Consider the following 20,366-nt stretch of genomic DNA (forward strand, 5'->3'; position numbering starts at 1 on the left):
TGTTTTTACGATAGCGAAGTCAATCGGTTCGCGATATTAGCGTTGTGCTGCGCGCTGGCGGTTCTTGCCGTTACTTGCAGGTTTGCCACCTTGACCATTGCCCGCTTTGTTACGGTTTGGTTTGCCATTTCCGCCGCCATTACCTTGTGATTGCTGACCACCAGGACCTTTCTTAATGAAGCCAGTCGCTGGTTTACGAGCATTGCCATTACCGCCACCTTGGTTAGCATTACCTTGGCTACCGTTGCCGTTACCATTCGGCTTCTTGCCACCCGGTTTCTTACCAGAGTGGTTACGTGGGCTTTCGCCACCAAGACCTGGCTGAGATTTACTGTGCTTAGTCGCAAAGCGTTGTGAACCGTGACGACCAGACTTACGACGTTGTGCCGGTGTTTGTGCATCAAAGTCTTCTGCTGGTACTAGGCAGTTTGCTTTGTCACCAATTAGGTGCTGTTTACCCATGCTGATCAGTGCTTCACGGATGATTTTCCAGTTTTCAGGATCGTGGTAACGAAGCAGTGCTTTATGCAGACGACGTTGACGATCACCTTTCGGCACAGGAACATCTTCACGCTTCTTATATTTCACGCGTTTCAGAGGGTTAGTCTCTGAGTAGTACATCGACGTTGCATTACACATTGGCGATGGGTAGAAGTTCTGTACTTGGTCACACTCGTAGTTGTGCTTTTTCAGCCACATTGCTAGGTTAAGCATGTCTTCATCTTCTGTGCCCGGGTGAGCTGAGATAAAGTAAGGAATTAAGTACTGTTTCTTACCGGCTTCAGCGCTGTACTTCTCGAACATCTCTTTGAAACGATCGTAAGTGCCCATGCCCGGCTTCATCATCAGATCCAGTGGGCCTTTTTCAGTATGCTCTGGAGCAATCTTCAAGTAACCACCAACGTGGTGAGTCACAAGCTCACGAACGTATTCTGGAGATTCAATCGCTAAGTCGTAACGTACACCAGAAGCGATCATGATCTTCTTAACACCCGGTATTTTTCTCGCAGAGCGGTACAGGTCGATAGTGTGTTGATGGTCTGTGTTTAGCTTTTCACAGATTTTCGGGAACACACATGATGGACGACGACAGTTAATTTCAGCTTTTGGATCTGAACAACCTAAACGGTACATGTTCGCCGTTGGGCCGCCCAAGTCAGAAATAGTACCTGTGAAGCCCGGTACTTTATCTTTAATGTCTTCGATCTCATCCAAGATAGATTCTTTCGAACGGTTCTGAATGATGCGACCTTCGTGCTCTGTGATTGAACAGAAAGAACAACCACCAAAACAACCACGCATGATGTTAACCGAGGTTTTGATCATGTCGTATGCTGGGATTTTCGCTTTGCCGTACATCGGGTGCGGAACACGCTTGTACGCAAGGCCAAACACGTAGTCCATCTCTTCTGTGGTCAATGGAATAGGCGCTTGGTTAATCCAAAGCTCGCGATCACCGTGACGTTGAATCAGAGCACGACCTGAGTACGGGTTTGTCTCAAGGTGCAGAATACGACTAGCGTGAGCGTAAAGAATACGGTCATTGTTTAGCTTTTCGTAACCTGGGATACGAACCGCTGTAGTTTTTGCATCGTGACGAGAAGGGCGAATAGTAATAGGTTGCGCTTTTACTTCTTCTTTTTCGTCTTTCTTGGTATCACACTGAGTTTCAACTTCGTACGGGTTAACCGGAACATACGCTTTGTTCGGCTTTTCGATACGAGAAGAGTCAATGATCTTGAAGCCTTCAGGGGCCGCAGGAAGATTGATAGCAGTACCGCGGATATTGGTCAGCGTAGACATGTCTTCACCATCGGCAATGCGGTGTGCTACTTCAACCAATGCACGCTCAGCGTTACCAAAAAGAAGAATGTCAGCTTTTGCATCAAACAATACAGAGCGGCGAACTTTATCTGACCAGTAGTCGTAGTGAGCTACACGACGTAAGCTCGCTTCAATACCACCAAGCACGATTGGCGTGCCTTTGTAAGCTTCACGACAACGTTGAGAATAAACCAGAGTTGCACGATCAGGACGCTTGCCACCTTCATTGTTCGGAGTATAAGCATCATCGTGACGTAATTTGCGATCAGAGGTGTAGCGGTTGATCATGGAGTCCATGTTACCCGCTGTGATGCCGAAGAATAGGTTAGGTTTACCTAGCTTCATGAAGGCATCTTTATTGTCCCACTTTGGTTGAGCAATAATGCCCACGCGGAAACCTTGAGCTTCAAGCAGACGGCCGATGATAGCCATACCAAAGCTCGGGTGATCGACATAAGCGTCACCAGTTACAATAATAATGTCACAGCTATCCCATCCAAGAGCATCCATCTCCTTTCTACTGGTAGGCAAAAAGGGTGCAGTTCCGTAGCACTCGGCCCAGTATTTTTTGTGTTCGTGAATAGGAGTGATATCGCTGTACATATTTCAACCTCTGATTTTTGAGGCGGGAATTATAGCGGCATGAGCCTAGACTAGCCAGTAGAACATGCCCCTGTTAGTTCTGGTGTCTTTCGTCTTTTTACGGTAAATGGCGATAAAAGAGCCATACAACAGCATAGTTGAAGCCTTGAATAACGTCGCTAATTTGTGATTTTGATTAGTGTTCGCAGCAGTTTTTGATATTATTCGCGAAAATAAGTCTGAAGAAGTAGATCCACAATGGTCGAAACGTTATTAGTACAATTTGCTCCGATGCTTTTAGGAGCCCAACTGATCTTAACCCTCATCTTGGTGAAAGGGGATATTTGTCCGGGGCAGCGTGGTCGTATCCACAAGATGTTACCTGCGATTGGCGTGCTGTGGCTTGCCGTTGCCTCAGTAAAAATTGAAGCCTTTCTGGTCGTGTTTGCGATCTTTTATTTCTATTCTCAAGTTCAAACTAAGAAGACACGCGATTCTGGCCCTATTTGGGTGATGTACTTAGCTTGTGGTTTGGCATTGTCTTACGTTGCTATCCAAGCGACGGAACAAGCAACTACCGTTGGTATCATCACTACTGTATTGCTAGTGGCACTGTTAGGCTCAGCGTTTGGCCATTTACTGCTGACGATTGCAAGAACACGCTTACAGGCATTTCACCGTGTTCTGCCTGTTGTTGGTGTTTTGACGGGCATGTTGGTGGTTTTGGCAACAGTCGTGAGTGTCTATTCTTTGTCTGAAGCTCAACTAGAACCAGTGATTTCAACGCTACTGTTCAGCTTTGCTTTGCTAATCTCAGCTATCGTGGTGTGGTGTTGGCATCTACTGTTCGTTAAAACCCCGGAAAAACTTCAACTGACGGTTTCGTTACTGATGTTATTGGCTGCGGCTGTGGGTTTAACGCCAGTGTGGGCACTTTAATCGCGCACTTTCATTAATTACGTGCGCTCATTAATCACGCATTCTCTTTAAGAAGTGTGATCAGTTTTTTAGCATGGCCTTGGTAAGCGTTCTAAACTTAATTTTAGTCGGTGTGTTCGTAAGGAGTACGAGATGGATTTAAGCAACGTCAAAGGTTTCGATAGCATTATCTTGCTGGGAATCGTGAATGAGAAACTTCGCCTAGAGTGCGATAGCTTTGAAGAGCTGATCAGTATGTATGAAATGGATATAGAAAGTGTCGTGGGCAAGCTCGATATGCTTGGCTATCAATACGACCCATTGACTAACCAGTTTAAGTCTTATCCAAGATAGTCTATTTTCGCGAATCAACAGATATCGAAAATCATCGATACTGAAACTAAAAAGTCACAGATTATCTGTGACTTTTTTTGTTTCTGGCGTTTGCCTTTCCGATTTAATACAGGCTTAAGCTAGCTCAATAATGAACCTCTTAAACGACCTCAATACCATCTAAGTGACTCTTACTCTGCTGTCTTGCTGTGCTAAAGAAAGCCTGTAGGTAACGTTTGTCTTTTTCTGAGTTTCTTACTGCGGCAAACAGTCTTCTTGAAAGCCCTTTACCTAACGGTTTGCTGGCTATCAAACCTTGTCTTGAGAACTCACTGATCGCCCAATTTGGTAATGCCGAGACACCTAATCCTGCCGATACCATTTGCACCAACATTAAGGTGTTGTCTGCTTGTTTCCACTTCTTAGGTTCTACACCTGCTGGTTGCAAAAAGTGCTTCACTACGTCTAAACGCTGCTTTTGAACTGGGTAGGAGAGCATAGTGAGATCGCTAAGATCTTGCGGTTCAATGCTCGCCTTTTCTGCCAAAGGTGAGTTGATTGCGGTGATCAAACGCATCTCAAAATCAAAGAGTGGTTCGTAGTGAACCTCAGAGCGAGGCTGTATATCAGAGGTGATCACCAAATCTAGCTCGCCTGCCATTAGCGCGGGTAGCGGCTCAAACCCAAAGCCTGACGAGAAATCTAGCGTTACGCTTGGCCAAGCCACTTGATATTCCTTCAAAGCAGGCATTAACCATTGGAAGCATGAGTGACATTCGATCGCCATGTGCAAACGACCATTCACATCCTCTTTCAGGCTCGCGAGTTCGTTCTCCGCTTTAGCTATTCTTGGCTGTATCTCATCGGCAAGCCTAAGCAAAATCTCACCTTCAGAGGTGAACTTAACTGGTCTAGTTTTACGTAGGAAAAGCTGACCACCGATACGCGCCTCAAGGTCTTTCAGTTGGTGAGAAAGCGCCGACTGAGTCAAGTGAAGAGAAGTTGCCGTCGCTGTTAGCGAGCCGCTGTCTCTTAAGGTAGTCAATGTTCGAAGGTGTTTAAGCTCTATCATGAGTTTTCCTCATATTCCCTAAGCCAATTCAATATTTCTTAATAATCACCCTACGGGGTTTTCTTTCATTTGTAAACGTCTAGATGTCCAGATGGATTTAATTTTTCAGCTTTAGATTATTCAAGATGAATATTTTTAATAAACAAGATGAATATTTGGACGTTGTTCATCGTTCAGATTAGGGAGATAGTTTAGCCATCTAGACGCCTTGTAAAGAACTTAAACCATAAGCTAGGCAGTTTGATCGAACACTAAAAATTATTGAATAAGGAACAGGTTCATGACTACGACAACGCATATTTTAGGCTACCCACGTATCGGCGAAAAACGCGAACTCAAATTCACTTTAGAAAAATACTGGCGCGGTGAGATTAACCAATCAGATTTAAAGCAACTCGGTAGCGAACTAAGAAATCGTAACTGGAATGTACAAGCTAAGGCGAATCTAAGCTTTGCAACTGCGGGTGACTTCGCATGGTACGACCATGTTCTAACAACGACGTTACTTCTAGGTCATGTACCTGAGCGTCACGCTGGTGGATCAGAAGGTGAAAAAGCCTTCCCAGATTTAGATACCTTGTTCCGCGTTGGTCGCGGTCAATCTCAAACTCAAATACAATCTCAAAGGCAGCCAACTTGTTGTGGCGCTAAGCACGGCTCTGAAAGCGCTAAAGATGGTGCAGCAGCATCAGATATGACGAAGTGGTTCAACACTAACTATCACTACATTGTTCCTGAGTTCAGTAAAGACGACACCTTTGAAGTGAGTTGGCCACAACTGTTTGACGAAGTGAATGAAGCGATTAAAGCGGGGCATAAGGTGAAGCCAGTTCTTCTAGGCCCATTATCTTATTTATATCTCGGCAAGGAAGTAGAAGAGGGCTTTGACCGTTTAACTTTGCTTCCACGCTTGCTTACCGCTTACCAAGCGATTCTGGCAAAACTGGCCAAGTTGGGCGTTGAGTGGGTACAAATCGATGAACCTATCCTTTCTCTGGAACTTGAGACTAAGTGGGCAGATTCATTCAAATTGGCTTATCAGGTGATTCAAGGTGATGTGAAGCTACTCCTTACCACGTACTTTGATTCTGTGACTGACACGTTAGATAAAATCATGGAACTGCCCGTCAACGGCTTACACATCGATTTGGCTGCCGCACCCCAGCAACTCGATGAAGTGGTGAACAAGCTACCTGAAGATTGGGTGCTTTCTGCAGGAGCAATCAACGGACGCAATGTTTGGCGAGCAGACTTAGCCGCGCAGCTTGAGTTGCTGCAACCAGTGAAAGAAAAGCTAGGCGATAAACTATGGGTCGCAAGTTCATGTTCATTGCTGCATAGTCCAGTCGACCTTGAGTTAGAAGATTCACTCAGCGATGAAGTGAAGAGTTGGTTTGCTTTCGCGAAACAGAAAGTGACCGAGGTGAGTATATTGGGTGCTGCACTAGACGGTAACCACAATGCTATCTTGGCGTGTGAAACCTACAGCCAGCCGATTGTTGCACGCAAGAGCGCGACTCATGTGAATAAGCCGCAGGTTCAAGCTCGTATTAACACCATTACCAAAACCCTAACCGAGCGAAGTGCTCCTTATGCCGAACGCGCTTCACATCAGTCTGAGGTGTTAGGTTTACCATTATTGCCAACCACAACAATTGGTTCATTTCCACAAACCGGAGAGATCCGTGTTCAGCGTAGTGCTTACCGCACTGGCAAACTGAGTGAAGCGGAATACAACACCGCGTTGAAAGGTCATATTGCGGATGCGGTGAAACGACAAGAAGCACTTGATTTGGATGTACTGGTTCATGGTGAAGCTGAACGTAATGATATGGTGGAGTACTTTGCTGAAAATCTAGCAGGCTTCCAAACTACCAAATTTGGTTGGGTACAAAGTTATGGCTCTCGTTGCGTGAAACCTGCGATTGTGGTTGCGGATATCGAGCGTGAAAAACCAATGACGGTGGAATGGTCGACCTATGCTCAATCTCTGACTTCAAAGCAGATGAAAGGCATGCTAACTGGGCCTGTTACTATCTTGTGTTGGACATTCCCACGTGAAGATATTTCACGCAAAGAGATAACCAATCAACTGGCGTTTGCGTTGCGAGATGAGGTGTCTGATTTGCAAGACGCAGGTATCAACATTATTCAAATTGATGAGCCTGCCATTCGTGAAGGTTTGCCATTGAAAAAGCGTGACCATGCAGAATACTTAGAGTGGGCAGTGGATGCCTTTAAGATTTCAGCTGCGAGTGCTAAACCAGAAACTCAGATTCACACCCACATGTGTTACAGCGAGTTCAACGAGATCATTGATTCAGTCGCTGCGCTAGACGCCGATGTGATTACCATAGAGACTTCTCGTTCGAACATGGAACTGCTGAAAGCGTTTGAAGAGTTCAACTACCCGAATGCGATTGGGCCTGGCGTTTATGACATCCACTCACCAAACATTCCTTCAGAAGAGTGGATTGTTGATTTACTTAAGAGAGCGGCAAAGAAAATCCCAGCAGAACGTTTGTGGGCAAACCCTGATTGTGGGCTGAAGACGCGTAACTGGGCAGAGACAGAAGCGGCACTGGCTAATTTAGTTTCAGCGACTAAAATGCTGCGTAAAGAGTGGGAGTCGGCAGAAGCATCAGCATAATTAAAGCTAGGGTGTTATCGTTCTAAAAACAAAAGTCTGAGAAAAGAAAGGCCTCGCATCTGCAAGGCCTTTCTTGTTTGTTACTAGCTTAACGTTAGAAATCAAATCTAGTTAATGCTCTGACATGTCTCTTTGCTGATTAGCTTTTCAACCATCAGTTGTCCGCGAGTGTTGCGAACCTTAATGTTGTAAGCCAAGCCCATGTCAAGGTTTGCTCTAACTTCAGAGTTGGTGCAGTAGCTGTTAACACTCATGTCTACAACTTGGTTTAAAGGCTTAGCACCTTTAGCGTCTTGGTTGTAGATCATCATGATCTCGATAACGGTGTTTTTTGCCAGTACACGCATGACTGACAGTGGGCCATACTCAATCGGCAGGCCGGCAGATAAAACGCCAGCACGGTGTTGCGCCATCATTTCAAGCTGTCTTTGTTGGTCTTGCTCACTTGAAGCACAGCCTGCGAGCAGAGCTAAAGCCAGAGAGCCAATAATCCATTTTTTCACGTTAAAATACTTTCTTGAATGGTTTTACAATGACATTTTGGTAGACACCTGCCTCAATGTACGGATCTGCGTCTGCCCATACCTGTGCGTCCTCTAAAGAATTAAACTCAGCAATTACAGTAGAGCCAGTGAAGCCGGCTTCACCAGGGTTGTCTGAATCAATCGCAGGCATTGGGCCAGCAGTCAAAAGTCGGCCTTCATCGTGAAGTGTTTGCAGGCGTTCTAGATGTTGTGGGCGAACACTTAGGCGCTTTTCTAATGAATTTTCGACGTCTTGAGAAAAAATCACGTACCACATATTGGTATATCCTTATTTTACTTCACTGAATTGGGGGCGTTTAAATTCGCTATCTTGCTAATTTACGCGAACTAATTGGTATTGGAAGAGCTAATGATAAGAAATTGTGAAATGGTGCGAGAGAGAAGTATGGTCTTTAGCGATTTCATTCGTTGAAACTAAAGACCGTCTACATTAGCAGCTTGGTGAAAAGTACTATTTATTGATCGGGCGAGGCTTACCACCCTCATCAACCGCAACGTAGTTGAATGTCGCGCCACAAACCTTGTAGCGGTCGCCGATACCGTGATCAAGTACAGGCTTAACCCAGACTTCTAGGTCGATATTCATCGAGCTACGGCCAATCTTGGTGCAGTCACCATAAACACACACCACATCACCTACTGAAACCGGCTGTTTGAACTCGATACTCGATACTGAAACCGTGACTATCTTGCCGTTAGATATCTCTTTTGCCAGTATGCCGCCAGCAAGGTCAAGCTGTGACATTATCCAACCACCGAAAATCTGGCCTGCTGCATTTGTATCAGAAGGCATCGCTAATGTGCGAAGAAGTAAAGAACCAATCGGGTTCAAAGTTGATTGAATAGTCATTGTCGTACTCTTAATGGTATTGATTGTTTTATATAAAAATAGATGTGTTTACGAGACTCGTGGTGGTCTAATTTTTAACGTCTTCACCGAACACAAATAATCAGCGGCCAATGATCACGAGTATCATTGGCCAATCGCATATTGATAATAATTGTATCAAATAGGGTATGAGGACTCATCCCTAAGGGCTATTTCTCGTCGGTATTTTTATCCGTTAACTCTTTCTGCTGGTCTTTTGGTAGATGCTTATAGATATAAACACCAGTGAGCAAGGTGAAGAGCAAGGTCGCGATGAGTAGACCAAACACTTTGAAGTTGACCCAAACATCCAACGGTAGGCTGAAAGCAACGTAAACGTTGAGAATGGCACATAGGGTAAAGAATAAAGTCCAAGCCCAGTTGATCTTGCTCCATACCGCTTCAGGAAGTGTGATCTCTTTACCCAGCATGCCTTTAATCGCTGACTTGCCCATTAGGTGACTGACGGTCAGGCCGATAGCGAACAATGCATAAACGATGGTTACTTTCCATTTTATGAAGTTATCATCATGCAGAAAGATGGTCATGCCACCAAATACGGCAACCATCAAAAATGTGATGATCTGCATTTTCTCTACTTTCTTGTAGATAATGTACGTCAAAACGATTTGTACTGCAGAAGCAACAATCAAAGCGCCGGTCGCGGTATAGATGTCGTACATCTTATAAAGCGCAAAGAAAATAATGAGAGGAATGAAATCAAGAATTTGTTTCATGAGACACTGACTATCCAGTTAGTTGAGTTGCTGACAGTCTAACGAAAACTGTCTCGATGCTAAATAGCTCGAGACAATTGGGTGCCAATTAATTCAATCTAACCACTCATCGTGTTTAAAGAGTTGAAGCAGGTTATCGCATTGACGAGGTTTGATAGCGAGGTATCAGCTTTTTGATATCTTCAAGGTAACCTTCGCTCTTTAAGCTGTCTAAGGTGTTTTCGAGCTCTTGCTCACTCATGGCAAAACATGTCGATTTACCGGTCGTTAAGTCGAGATACTCGTGATATTCACGCTCTGTGAAGTGGCCAATTCTGTCCATTAATAGGGTTTTAATTCCATGGTGAATCAAGCCGTAATACGTATGTCTTTGTAAGGTCATAGCCTATCCTCCGTGACAAGCTGCAGTGAAACTGGTGCAACCTGCTGTATATTGGTTGGGTTATCTATGACAAAGCAACTCGAATGCCATTTTCTCCAACGGAACAGAATAAATTCCCGGCTAAATAGAATTGAACTTCTTTTCAAATAGTTAAAGGAAGGTACGTTCTATTCTCTGACAATCAATACGAAACAGACATCAAATAGTTTCATTTTGAGAACGGAAAAATTCTCATTATGACGCTCTCCTGCCGCTTATAAAGAGGCCTACCAACAATGATTGCCGCTAATCGACGAGCCAATCAACAAGCGTAGATAAGGATGTATTTTGTCGATTCTTGGGTTGCAGCAAGAAGTAACCATTTCCAGAGAAAACACTGCCTTCACTCACTTTTACCAATCTACCTAAATCAATATCTTGCTTGGCCAGTGTGATGTCGCCTATGGCAATGCCAAACCCTTGAATGGCGGCGTTCATAGCTTGATCGAGTGTCGCGAATTGTTGGTTGTTCTTGCTTGAAAGGTCGTGGCTGCCTATGTGCTCTAACCAAAGTCGCCAATCACTTTGCTCATTGTTGGCGTGTAGCCAAGTGTATTGGGCAAGCTTGTGTGGCTTGATGATGGTCGATGCGTCGTCGACAAGATGGCTCTGTGTAATGCTTTGTGCTTGGCAAACGGGCGCTAGCTGCTCGTTAAACAATAATTGGCTGATAATCGATTGTTGGTTTGGCTTCTTACCATAGGTAATTACGGCGTCAAACGGATCAAAGCTTGGTTCGAAGACGTGCTTGATGGTCGACGTCAGTTCGACATCAATTTCAGGATAGGCTTGCTGAAAAGACATCAACTTAGGTAGTAGCCAAGAGGTAATACAGCTCGGTGCGTTGAGTTTGATCTTAGACGGAGAGCTAGCCACTTGATTTAGAGCCGATTGCAGCTGATGAATCGTTCCTTGTATCAGCGGAACCAGTTCTTCTCCTTTGGGTGTTAATGACAACCCCCGAGCATGACGATAGAAAAGGTCGCACCCAAGATTTTCTTCAAACGACAATACCTGACGACTCACTGCACCTTGCGTAACATTGAGCTCATGTGCCGCGCGTGTAAAGTTGAGGTGCCTTGCCGTAGACAAAAACGCGAGCAAGGTTTTGGTTGAAGGAAGTGTGCGATTCATATCTTTACCTATGACTTTTTATCATGGCTATTATGTGATTATTTCGATTCATTTATCAATAGTGTTCTGTTTGAATGTAAATACTTAATCATCATTTGTGATTCAATATTTGTATAAGTCACATTTTTTGAATATGAAGGCAATGATGAAGACATTGTGATTTTGTGAAAGGGATAGCTTCTTGACATCTTTTATTGATAGCTTAGTGCCTCAGGCTGTAAAAAAATTAATACCTTATCAATCGGCAAGAAGAATTGGTGGTGATGGACGTGTCTGGCTAAACGCCAATGAATTGGAAAGCTCGCTGTTTCAAGGAGAAGCAAGTCACAACCGATACCCAGACTTCTTACCACAAGATATTGCTAAGGCTTATCAAGATTACTGTAGTACCGATGCCGCGACTGTGGCTGTTCGTGGTGCAGATGAAGCGATTGATTTGCTGATCAGAACATTCTGTAAACCGGCGTGCGACAACATACTTATCTGCTCTCCAACGTATGCGATGTATGAGTTTTGCGCTGATGCATTGGCGATTAATACCTTGGACTCTCCATTGCAGGAAGACTTTAGCCTGAACGTCGCTGATATTGTGAATAAGGCAGAACTGGCGAATATCGTGTTTCTTTGCTCACCAAACAATCCAACGGGCAATGTGATTCCTAAATCGGATTTGATTCAGGTATTGGAAGGCACGATTGGGAAGTCGCTAGTGGTCGTCGATGAAGCGTATATCGAATTTGAACCACAAACGTCAGCCGTTAGTCTTATTGAACGCTATCCACATTTGGTTGTGATTCGCACCTTGTCTAAGGCATTTGGACTGGCTGCGGTTCGTTGTGGTTTTATCTTAGCGAGTCAAAATGTGATGCAGTATGTCGCGAAGCTGATTCCACCGTATCCGATGCCAGATTGCTCATCTCAAATCGTGCTAGACGCTTTGTCCGATGAACGAGTCTCAGTGATGCAAGACGCGACGCAAAAGCTGGTTGAACTACGTAACTGGTTTGCTTGTGAGCTAACGCGGTTTGATTTCATCGAGTCTGTTTACCCTTCATCGACAAACTTCATTTTGCTGCGTCAAAAAGCAGGGCACCAAGTGTTCAGTGTCTTGGCGAAGGACGGCATTGTGACAAGGAACCAAAACCATGAACCGGCTTTGCGTAACTGTGTTCGAATCAGTATTGGTAGCCAAGAGAGCATGCTAGAAGTGATAACGTCACTAACACGTTACCAAACCGAATTAGAACAGAGTCAACAAGGCAAACAAATTCAACAAGCTCAACATAAAGAAATTCAATCTCAACTCGATAAAGATCATATCTAGGATGGCAATGATGAAAAAGATAATACTAGGACTCGCTTGTGCGGCCGCTTTACTTGGTACAACGGTACAGGCGAAAGAAATCCGTTTAGCGTCGGACTTTACGTATCCGCCATTCAACTATAAAAACAGCGACGGTGTGCCTGTCGGGTTTGATATTGAGATAGCTGATGCTTTGTGTGAGCAAGCTAAACTCGATTGTACTTGGGTTTCACAAAGCTGGGATTCGCTAATTCCAAGTTTGTTGGCAAGAAAGTCGGATGTGATCATGGCTTCGATGCGCATTACCGAAGAGCGTAAGCGTAAAATCTTATTTACTGACAAGTACTACCAAACACCAGCCGTATTTGTTGCTGCTAAAAGCGCAGAATTCAGCGTTGATGAGGCAGGCTTAGCGGGTAAAACCATCGGTGTTCAGCAAGGTACGATTCACGATCGCTACGTAACCGACAAGTTTGGTAGTGTTGCCAACATTAAGCGTTACACAGGGCAAGATGAAGTGTATCTGGATCTGCAAAACGGTCGCTTAGATCTAACCTTCGGCAACTCAGATCAACTGTCATTGGCTTTCTTAGATAAGAAAGAAGGCGAGGGTTTTGAGTTCAAAGGCAAAGCCGTTACCGACAAAGCCTACATCGGTGAGGGTACGGCGTTAGCATTAAGAAAGCAGGATTCAAAATTGGCGAAACAATTCAATGCTGCGATTGAAGAGATCAGAGCAAACGGTACTTACGACAAGATCGCCGCTAAGTACTTCACGTTTGATATCTATGGCGCTGATTTGTAATTCGTTTAACGCCTAAAAATTAGAACACCAAAAACAAAAATCCGAGGGCTGTAAGGCTCTCGGATTTTTGTTACAAACAATTCATCCTCTCAAGCTTCTCTCTATTGCCTTTATCTATTCTTGTTACCTAAATCCAACCGAAAACCTTGCCTTCATCACCTCACAAAGCACTGTTCACGACTCGCGTTTTCGAGCGAGGAGACCTTCTTTGTCGTGCTCCATAACTGAATTTAATGTCTTAAAATAACATAAATAGATCGATACTCTTTTACTAAGAGATTGTTCTTAAAGCAGTTGAAAGTAATCGAAATTACAAAAAAATCCAAAGTAGAACTGATTAATGGTCTAATTAGTCCCAAATATGATTGGTATCACAATCAATTAGGTTCTCAGGCCAATAGATAAACCTTAGTTCACAAAATATACATATAGTATTGTAATACAAGATTCATAGGGTAAGAATATTGTAATGAAACGTTACTGCTATGAGCGATGTGCAATTGAACGTTAGATTTCAAACTTAGCTATAGCGTTGCATATAAAAACTGTACCTCTTACAAAATGGATTCTGGAGAAGAACATGAAAAAACACCTACTGACGATTGCAGCGGCTTCAATTCTTATGGCATTTGGCGCTCAAGCAAAAACTTTGACGTTAGGGCATGCAATGTCATTAGAAAGCGCAGCTCACCAAGGCATGGTGATCATGGCTGATAAAGTTAAAGAAAAATCGAATGGTGAACTTACGATTAAGATCTTTCCAAACGGTCAATTAGGCTCTGAACGTGACCAAGCGGAGCAAGTTGTTACTGGCGCGATTGATATGGCCAAAATCAATGGTGGGTTAGCCGAATCTTTTGAACCAACGTTTAAGGTTAATGCACTGCCTTTCTTATTCCGTGACGTTCCACATATGAGAACCTTCATGCGAAGTGAAGCTGCACAAGAGATGCTGCTTTCAAGCGAAGGTAAAGGTTTCATCGGTCTTACATTCTATGATTCAGGCACACGTAGCTTCTACGCTAAGAAAGCCATCAACTCACCAGCAGATCTAGCTGGCATGAAAGTTCGAGTTCCTGGTTCTCCAACCATGATGGAAATGGTTAACTTACTTGGTGGTAAAGCAACACCTGTACCTTTCAATGAGGTATACACGGCTCTGCAACAAGGTGTAATTGATGGTGCTGAGAATAATATTTCTAGCTTAGTTGAAATGAAACACAGTGAAGTTGCCAAATTTTACTCTATGGACCAGCACATGATGACACCTGACGTGATCATCATTTCAGAATACAAATGGGGTTCATTAACGGCAGAAGAGCAAAAGATCTTAAAAGAAGCTGCTGCTGAGTCTCTTGAAGAGCAGATCAAAATCTGGGATGCAACAGATGACATGAACAAAGAGAAAGGAATGAAAGAAGGTGTCACGTTTGTTGAAGTTGATAAAGCCCCTTTCCGTGCAGCTGTTAAACCTATGATTGATGAGGCGAAAAAAGATCCAAAACTAGCTCCATTCATTGAAAAAATTGAAGCTCTTTAATCAGTCTTAGTGAAAATATAATTTTGCCTTGGCTTTGCTAAGGCAAAATTTTTTGAGGTATCACACCATGTTAGCAACTTTCAGAAACCTACTTGATAGGCTGATTCTTTTTGTCTCTTCTTTTGCACTAATGTTACTTGTCGTTACTGTCACTTGGCAGGTCTTTAGTCGTTATGTTTTGAATGATCCAAGTAACTGGACTGATGAACTTGCTCGTTATGCGATGGTATGGCTTGGCTTATTAGGAGCAAGCTACTTATTCGGTATCAAAGGACACTTAGCAATAACGTTATTGGATGGTTATCTTAAGGGTAAAGCACATATCGCATTACATGTACTCATCAATATCATTTCTGGCGCATTTGTATTTCTAGCAATGCTTCAAGGTGGCATCGCCCTAATGGGAAGAACCACACAACAACTCTCTCCAGCACTGCAATTACCGATGTCGACGGTGTATTCAATATTGCCGATTTCAGCCGTTATTATCCTCATTTATTTGGTCATGAATACGTTTGATCTTTTTTGTGAACCCAACAAAAAATAAGTTTTAAAAGGACTCTATATTATGGATTTGTCCATTGGTGTTTGGCTGCTAGGCCTATTCTTATTCATGATCGCGATAAGCATGCCGATTGCGATTGCAATTGCCATGTCATCTTTAACCATCATGTATTTCATCTTACCGTTTGAAGTCGCCAGTATTACTGCGGGTCAAAAAATCATTACCGGTATTGATAGTTTCAGTTTATTAGCCATCCCTTTCTTTATCCTCGCGGGGAATATAATGAATGTAGGTGGCATCGCGAGTCGACTCATCAACCTTGCAAAGCTCTTGGTTGGTTGGATCCCGGGCTCACTTTTTCACGTGAACATCTTCGCCAATATGATGTTTGGCGCCGTTTCAGGATCAGCCGTTGCAGCAGCAGCTGCGGTTGGTAAAACCTTAGGCCCAGAATTAGAAAAAGATGGTTATGATAAAAACTTAGCAACAGCAGTAAACGTTGCATCTTGCCCGGCAGGCTTATTAATACCGCCGAGTAATTCACTGATCGTATTTTCAGTGGTATCGGGTGGAACATCCGTTGCGGCGTTGTTTATCGCAGGGTATGTCCCAGGTATTCTAATGGGCTTAAGTTGTATGGTCGTCGCCTATTTCATCGCTAAAAAGAAGGGCTACAAAACAAGTGCGAATGACGGCTTCACAACGAAAGATGTGCTGAATATTGTTTGGCAAGCAACACCAAGCTTAGGGCTTATTGTTGTTGTTATTGGCGGTATTATTGGTGGTATATTCACTGCAACAGAAGGGGCATGTATAGCGGTTCTATACTCTTTTATACTGTCACTCTGTTACCGAACCCTCAAATGGGCACACTTTCCGATAATTTGTAGAGAAACGGTTCAGGTTACTGGCATTATGCTGTTCTTGATTGGTGCTTCTACCATTATGTCATGGGCAATGGCGTTTACCGGTCTACCAACCATGATCAGTGATTGGATGCTCTCTATTTCAGACAATCCAATTATCATCTTTATTCTGATGAACCTGATTCTACTGATTGTGGGTATGTTTATGGACCTTACGCCAGCCGTATTGATCTTTACCCCTATCTTTATGCCGATTGCTGAGCATTTAGGCATGCATCCAATTCACTTCGCGATGATGATTATCTTCAACTTATGTATTGGCATTGCAACGCCACCCGTTGGTACGGCGCTATTTGTGGGTTGTAGTGTCAGTGGCTCTAAGATTGAAAACGTTATAAGAAGTATCATGCCGTTTTGTGCCGTATTGATCGTCACACTGTTGGCCATTACTTTTATTCCTGAAATTAGTTTGGCTCTGCCTCGTGCGTTTGGACTCATCAATTAGCCTGACAAGGGTAAGATTTACCGAATCAATATCGATCATTACCTAATAAAAAAACCGCCTCATGAAGGCGGTTTTATTTATCAATCAAACTGAAGCTTAATATTACGCTTGCTGTTTTTGTAGCTCAGCTTCTTTCGCTTCGTCTTCGATTAGAGAATCAACGATGACTGCACATGCTGCATCACCAGTGATGTTTAGAGCAGTACGGATCATGTCGAAGATACGGTCTAGAGCGAACAACAGAGGTAGACCTTCAATAGGGATACCAGCTGCTAGAAGAACCGCAACCACTAGGAAAGAAGGACCTGGAACACCTGCTTGACCAACTGCGCCTAGAGTCGACGTTACGATGATAGCAATGTAAGCGCCCATAGACAGGTCGATGTTGAACAGCTGTGCGAAGAAGATAGCAACTAGGCCGTAGTAAATTGCGTTACCAGACATGTTGATCGTCGCACCAAGTGGCAGAACGAATGAAGCCGTAGAGTTACGAACGCCAAGTTCTTTCTCTACCGTTTCCATTGTTACTGGCAGTGTCGCCATTGAAGAGGCTGTTGATAGTGCAACCGCTTGAGGCTTCTTCATTGCCACTAGGAACTTCTTAGCAGAAGTCTTAGTGAAGATTTGAATCATTAGCGGGTAAGCAACAAAGCCGAAGATCAGAATCGCAGCGATGTAGACAACGAACAGTTTGAACACAACCATAAGTGCGCCAAAGCCGAATGTACCCACAGCTTCTGCCATTAGGCCGAATACGCCTAGTGGTGCAATGATCATAACCTTGTTGATCATCCAAACCATAGCGTCAACAATCGCGTTTACGCCATTGATGATAGGGTCACGTTTCTCTTTCGCTTGTTTAGAAATCGCAATACCGAAGAATAAGCAGAAAACTAGAATTTGCAGAATGTTTGCTTCATTCAGTGATTGGAAAACGTTGGTCGGGATCATGCCTGTGATGGTTGCCCAGAACGTTGGAAGTTCACCTTTCGCAGCGTATTCAGAAGAGAACATGCCTTCAACGCCAGAAACATCGATACCACGACCCGGTTCGAATATTTCACCCATTACTAGCGCTAGTGCTACAGCAAGTGCAGACGTTAGTGCAAAGTAACCTAGAGTGGTCACGCCCACTTTACCTGCTGATGAGCTGTTGCCTAGACCAGCAGCACCTGAAATTAGGGCAACCGCGACTAGAGGGATAACCAGCATCTTGATCAAATTGATGAAGATAGCACCCAGTGGAGCGAACATAGTTGCGCTGTCACCCATCATCGCACCGACTAGGGTACCGATGATCATTGCAATAACGACTTGAACGCCGATGTTGCTTAGTAAACTCTTTTCTTTTAACACTTCCATAACCTCTGTGCTACTAAATATAAAAATCCCAGAACTACTCACCAATGTACGATGTACCATTGGATTAATATTTCGCGAGAAGTTTTACACGTATCTTTTACATTTATCAATATGAGCAGAGATGAAAGAACACCAAAAAGCAGTAATCAAATGTCATTTGATGATTTTTCACACTAAAGCAAACGTTTGCCTTTTGATTTGTCATTATTTTTATAAATGGTGGTGATGTTTTGGTGGGGTATTATAGGTGTGCTACAGGTTTGTATGAGGTGTTGTTTTTGTCAGAAATTTAACAATTGAGAGGGTTTGGACGTGTTCTCGGAGAAAAACTCCCACAGCGCTAATTATCGCACTAGTGGGAGCCTATTTATTATTTTTGCGTTGCCGCTTTCATTGGCGTAACAAACTCAGCAAGTGCTTTAAGCATTGCTTCTGGTTGTTCAACGTTGTTTTCAATGATTTTCACAACCGCAGAGCCAGAGATAGCACCAGCAGCGCCAGCTTCGATGGCTTCTTTTACTTGCTCAGGAGCAGAGATACCGAAACCAAGCAGTGCTGGTGGCGCATCAAACTTGTTCAAACGGTCAAGTAGGGCTGTCACAGGCATGTTTGCTTTGGTTTCTGCACCCGTTACGCCAGCACGAGAAAGTAGGTAAGTGTAACCACCACCTAGCTCAGAAACCGATTGAAGCGTCTCATCACTTGCTGTTGGTGGAGCAATAAATATTGGGTGAATACCAAACTTCTTAGCTGCAGCAACAAACTCGCCACTCTCGTTGGTTGGTACATCAGCAATCAATACTGAATCGATACCTGCATTCGCACAACGCTCGTAGAAGTTCTCGATACCACGTGCGTACACCAAGTTTGCGTACATCAGTAGGCCGATTGGCAGATCTGGGTATTTAGCACGAATTTGACCAATAAGATCAAAACACACATCTGGCGTTACTTTTGAATCTAACGCACGAATGTTTGCACCTTGGATTGTCGGGCCATCTGCAAGCGGATCTGAGAATGGAATACCAAGTTCAAGTGCATCAGCACCCGCTTCAACGAGTGTTTCCATGATCTTAAGAGACTGCTCAGGGTTAGGATCGCCAACCGTTACGAATGGTACAAATGCGCCCTGATTCTTTTCAGCTAAGCGAGTGAAGAGTGATTGATAGCGATCCATTATAATGCTCCTTTCTCTTTAAGAATGTCGTGTACAGAGAAGATGTCTTTATCACCACGACCAGATAGATTAACCACTAATAGCTGTTCTTTCTCTGGGTCATCGTGAGCCATTTTAACAGCATGAGCCAAAGCATGAGATGACTCTAGCGCTGCGATAATACCTTCTTTACGTGCAATCAATTGGAACGCTTCTAGCGCTTCGTCATCGGTCACGTTGTCGTATTCAGCACGGCCAATGGCATTTAGGTGCGCGTGTTGAGGACCAACTGATGGGAAATCTAGACCCGCAGAAACAGAGTAAGACTCTTCTACTTGGCCGTTCTCATCTTGCATCAGTGGTGCTTTCATACCGAAGAAAATACCTGTTTTACCGTGTTTAAGTGGTGCGCCGTGTTGGTCGGTATCAATACCTTTACCAGCAGGCTCTACACCGATTAGGCGAACAGACTCTTCTTCAATGAAATCAGCGAACATGCCGATAGCGTTAGAACCACCACCTACACAAGCGATAACGGCATCAGGAAGGCGACCTTCACGAGCTAGAATTTGGTTCTTCGTTTCTTCACCGATCATGCGTTGGAAATCACGAACAATCGTTGGGAATGGGTGAGGACCCGCTGCAGTACCCAATAGGTAGTGCGCGTCTTCATAAGTTGCAGACCAGTCACGTAGTGCTTCGTTACATGCATCTTTTAGCGTTGAAGAGCCAGAATGAACAGGGATAACCTCTGCGCCCATTAGCTTCATACGGAATACGTTCGGGCTTTGACGTTCAACGTCTTTAGCACCCATGTAAACGCGACACTTAAGGCCTAATAGAGCACACGCTAGAGCAGTTGCAACGCCGTGTTGGCCTGCGCCTGTTTCAGCGATGATTTCTTGCTTACCCATACGTTTAGCAAGTAGCGCTTGGCCAAGTACTTGGTTTGTCTTGTGAGCACCGCCGTGAAGTAGATCTTCACGCTTTAGGTACAGTTTGGTTTTTGTACCTTTAGTCAGGTTACGCGTAAGCGTTAGTGCCGTTGGGCGACCTGCGTACTCTTGCAGAAGCGTCATGAATTCACTGCGGAACTCAGGATCGGCTTGTGCATCGATAAATGCTTGTTCTAGTTGGTCTAGTGCTGGCACTAGGATCTGCGGTACGTATTGACCACCGTATTCACCGAAGTAGGCATCGAGTTTAGCCATTGTGTTATTCCTTCAATTCTATTGATGTG

19 protein-coding genes are annotated in these 20,366 nt (G+C 44.0%); 8 read left to right on the top strand and 11 right to left on the bottom strand.

From position 1 onward, the window contains the following. Positions 1–36: 36 nt before the first annotated feature. Positions 37–2,334 carry a YgiQ family radical SAM protein gene (locus AB4486_RS03080; RefSeq protein WP_408063670.1) on the bottom strand — a complete coding sequence of 766 codons (2,298 nt, stop codon included), beginning with the start codon at positions 2,332–2,334 and terminating at the stop codon, positions 37–39. Between the two features lie 330 nt (positions 2,335–2,664). Between AB4486_RS03080 and AB4486_RS03085 the strand changes: the two genes are divergently transcribed. Both AB4486_RS03085 and AB4486_RS03090 read left to right on the top strand, forming a co-directional pair. Then, positions 2,665–3,345, top strand: coding sequence for a hypothetical protein (locus tag AB4486_RS03085; RefSeq protein WP_017062029.1), 681 nt, complete (start codon positions 2,665–2,667; stop codon positions 3,343–3,345). Positions 3,346–3,477: 132 nt separating this feature from the next. After that, positions 3,478–3,678 carry a DUF4250 domain-containing protein gene (locus AB4486_RS03090; protein WP_004736508.1) on the top strand — a complete coding sequence of 67 codons (201 nt, stop codon included), beginning with the start codon at positions 3,478–3,480 and terminating at the stop codon, positions 3,676–3,678. Positions 3,679–3,817: 139 nt separating this feature from the next. Here the strand turns inward: AB4486_RS03090 and AB4486_RS03095 are convergent, their stop codons facing one another. Continuing rightward, positions 3,818–4,729 carry a LysR substrate-binding domain-containing protein gene (locus tag AB4486_RS03095; RefSeq protein ID WP_372116459.1) on the bottom strand — a complete coding sequence of 304 codons (912 nt, stop codon included), beginning with the start codon at positions 4,727–4,729 and terminating at the stop codon, positions 3,818–3,820. A 280-nt stretch (positions 4,730–5,009) separates the two neighbouring features. Between AB4486_RS03095 and metE the strand changes: the two genes are divergently transcribed. Then, positions 5,010–7,379, top strand: coding sequence for a 5-methyltetrahydropteroyltriglutamate--homocysteine S-methyltransferase (gene metE / locus AB4486_RS03100; RefSeq protein WP_372116460.1), 2,370 nt, complete (start codon positions 5,010–5,012; stop codon positions 7,377–7,379). A 107-nt stretch (positions 7,380–7,486) separates the two neighbouring features. Here metE and AB4486_RS03105 read toward each other — a convergent pair whose 3' ends face one another. The 6 genes from AB4486_RS03105 to AB4486_RS03130 all read right to left on the bottom strand — a co-directional run bounded on the left by AB4486_RS03105 (position 7,487) and on the right by AB4486_RS03130 (position 11,084). Continuing rightward, positions 7,487–7,882 (bottom strand): GspS/AspS pilotin family protein, encoded by a 396-nt coding sequence (locus AB4486_RS03105; protein WP_010437997.1) that lies wholly within the window; start codon positions 7,880–7,882, stop codon positions 7,487–7,489. 1 nt (position 7,883) lies between these two features. Continuing rightward, entirely contained in the window at positions 7,884–8,180 is a 297-nt protein-coding gene (locus AB4486_RS03110) for a YciI family protein (RefSeq protein WP_010437999.1), read from the bottom strand. Positions 8,181–8,375: 195 nt separating this feature from the next. After that, positions 8,376–8,774 carry an acyl-CoA thioester hydrolase YciA gene (yciA, locus tag AB4486_RS03115; protein ID WP_010438001.1) on the bottom strand — a complete coding sequence of 133 codons (399 nt, stop codon included), beginning with the start codon at positions 8,772–8,774 and terminating at the stop codon, positions 8,376–8,378. Between the two features lie 188 nt (positions 8,775–8,962). Beyond that, on the bottom strand, positions 8,963–9,529 hold the full coding sequence (locus tag AB4486_RS03120) for a septation protein A (RefSeq protein ID WP_017067397.1): 567 nt from the start codon (positions 9,527–9,529) through the stop codon (positions 8,963–8,965). A 133-nt stretch (positions 9,530–9,662) separates the two neighbouring features. Continuing rightward, entirely contained in the window at positions 9,663–9,911 is a 249-nt protein-coding gene (locus tag AB4486_RS03125) for a hypothetical protein (protein WP_017069991.1), read from the bottom strand. 285 nt (positions 9,912–10,196) lie between these two features. Beyond that, positions 10,197–11,084, bottom strand: coding sequence for a LysR substrate-binding domain-containing protein (locus AB4486_RS03130; RefSeq protein ID WP_372116462.1), 888 nt, complete (start codon positions 11,082–11,084; stop codon positions 10,197–10,199). 181 nt (positions 11,085–11,265) lie between these two features. On the opposite strand from AB4486_RS03130, the gene hisC reads away from it, so the two are divergent. The 5 genes from hisC (at position 11,266) to AB4486_RS03155 (ending at position 16,608) form a co-directional block, all read left to right on the top strand. Further along, the gene (hisC, locus tag AB4486_RS03135) at positions 11,266–12,408 is read left to right on the top strand and encodes a histidinol-phosphate transaminase (protein ID WP_102427834.1); all 1,143 of its coding nucleotides are present in this window, start codon (positions 11,266–11,268) and stop codon (positions 12,406–12,408) included. Positions 12,409–12,418: 10 nt separating this feature from the next. After that, positions 12,419–13,192, top strand: coding sequence for an ABC transporter substrate-binding protein (locus AB4486_RS03140; protein ID WP_029235360.1), 774 nt, complete (start codon positions 12,419–12,421; stop codon positions 13,190–13,192). 580 nt (positions 13,193–13,772) lie between these two features. Then, the gene (locus AB4486_RS03145) at positions 13,773–14,732 is read left to right on the top strand and encodes a TRAP transporter substrate-binding protein (protein ID WP_017063537.1); all 960 of its coding nucleotides are present in this window, start codon (positions 13,773–13,775) and stop codon (positions 14,730–14,732) included. A 67-nt stretch (positions 14,733–14,799) separates the two neighbouring features. After that, complete coding sequence (locus tag AB4486_RS03150) at positions 14,800–15,279, top strand: TRAP transporter small permease (RefSeq protein ID WP_004736522.1); 480 nt, start codon at positions 14,800–14,802, stop codon at positions 15,277–15,279. Between the two features lie 21 nt (positions 15,280–15,300). Further along, positions 15,301–16,608, top strand: coding sequence for a TRAP transporter large permease (locus tag AB4486_RS03155; RefSeq protein ID WP_010438025.1), 1,308 nt, complete (start codon positions 15,301–15,303; stop codon positions 16,606–16,608). A 102-nt stretch (positions 16,609–16,710) separates the two neighbouring features. Here the strand turns inward: AB4486_RS03155 and AB4486_RS03160 are convergent, their stop codons facing one another. The 3 genes from AB4486_RS03160 to trpB form a co-directional block, all read right to left on the bottom strand. After that, positions 16,711–18,030 carry a dicarboxylate/amino acid:cation symporter gene (locus tag AB4486_RS03160; protein ID WP_346393668.1) on the bottom strand — a complete coding sequence of 440 codons (1,320 nt, stop codon included), beginning with the start codon at positions 18,028–18,030 and terminating at the stop codon, positions 16,711–16,713. A gap of 310 nt (positions 18,031–18,340) precedes the next feature. Continuing rightward, positions 18,341–19,147 (bottom strand): tryptophan synthase subunit alpha, encoded by an 807-nt coding sequence (trpA, locus tag AB4486_RS03165; RefSeq protein WP_017069986.1) that lies wholly within the window; start codon positions 19,145–19,147, stop codon positions 18,341–18,343. Beyond that, on the bottom strand, positions 19,147–20,337 hold the full coding sequence (gene trpB / locus AB4486_RS03170) for a tryptophan synthase subunit beta (RefSeq protein WP_009848758.1): 1,191 nt from the start codon (positions 20,335–20,337) through the stop codon (positions 19,147–19,149). Before trpB ends, trpA begins: the two co-directional genes overlap by 1 nt. Between the last annotated feature and the right edge of the window lie 29 nt (positions 20,338–20,366).

It is taken from the genome of Vibrio sp. 10N.222.55.C6 (assembly GCF_041473395.1).
GTDB classification, from domain to species: domain Bacteria; phylum Pseudomonadota; class Gammaproteobacteria; order Enterobacterales; family Vibrionaceae; genus Vibrio; species Vibrio crassostreae_C.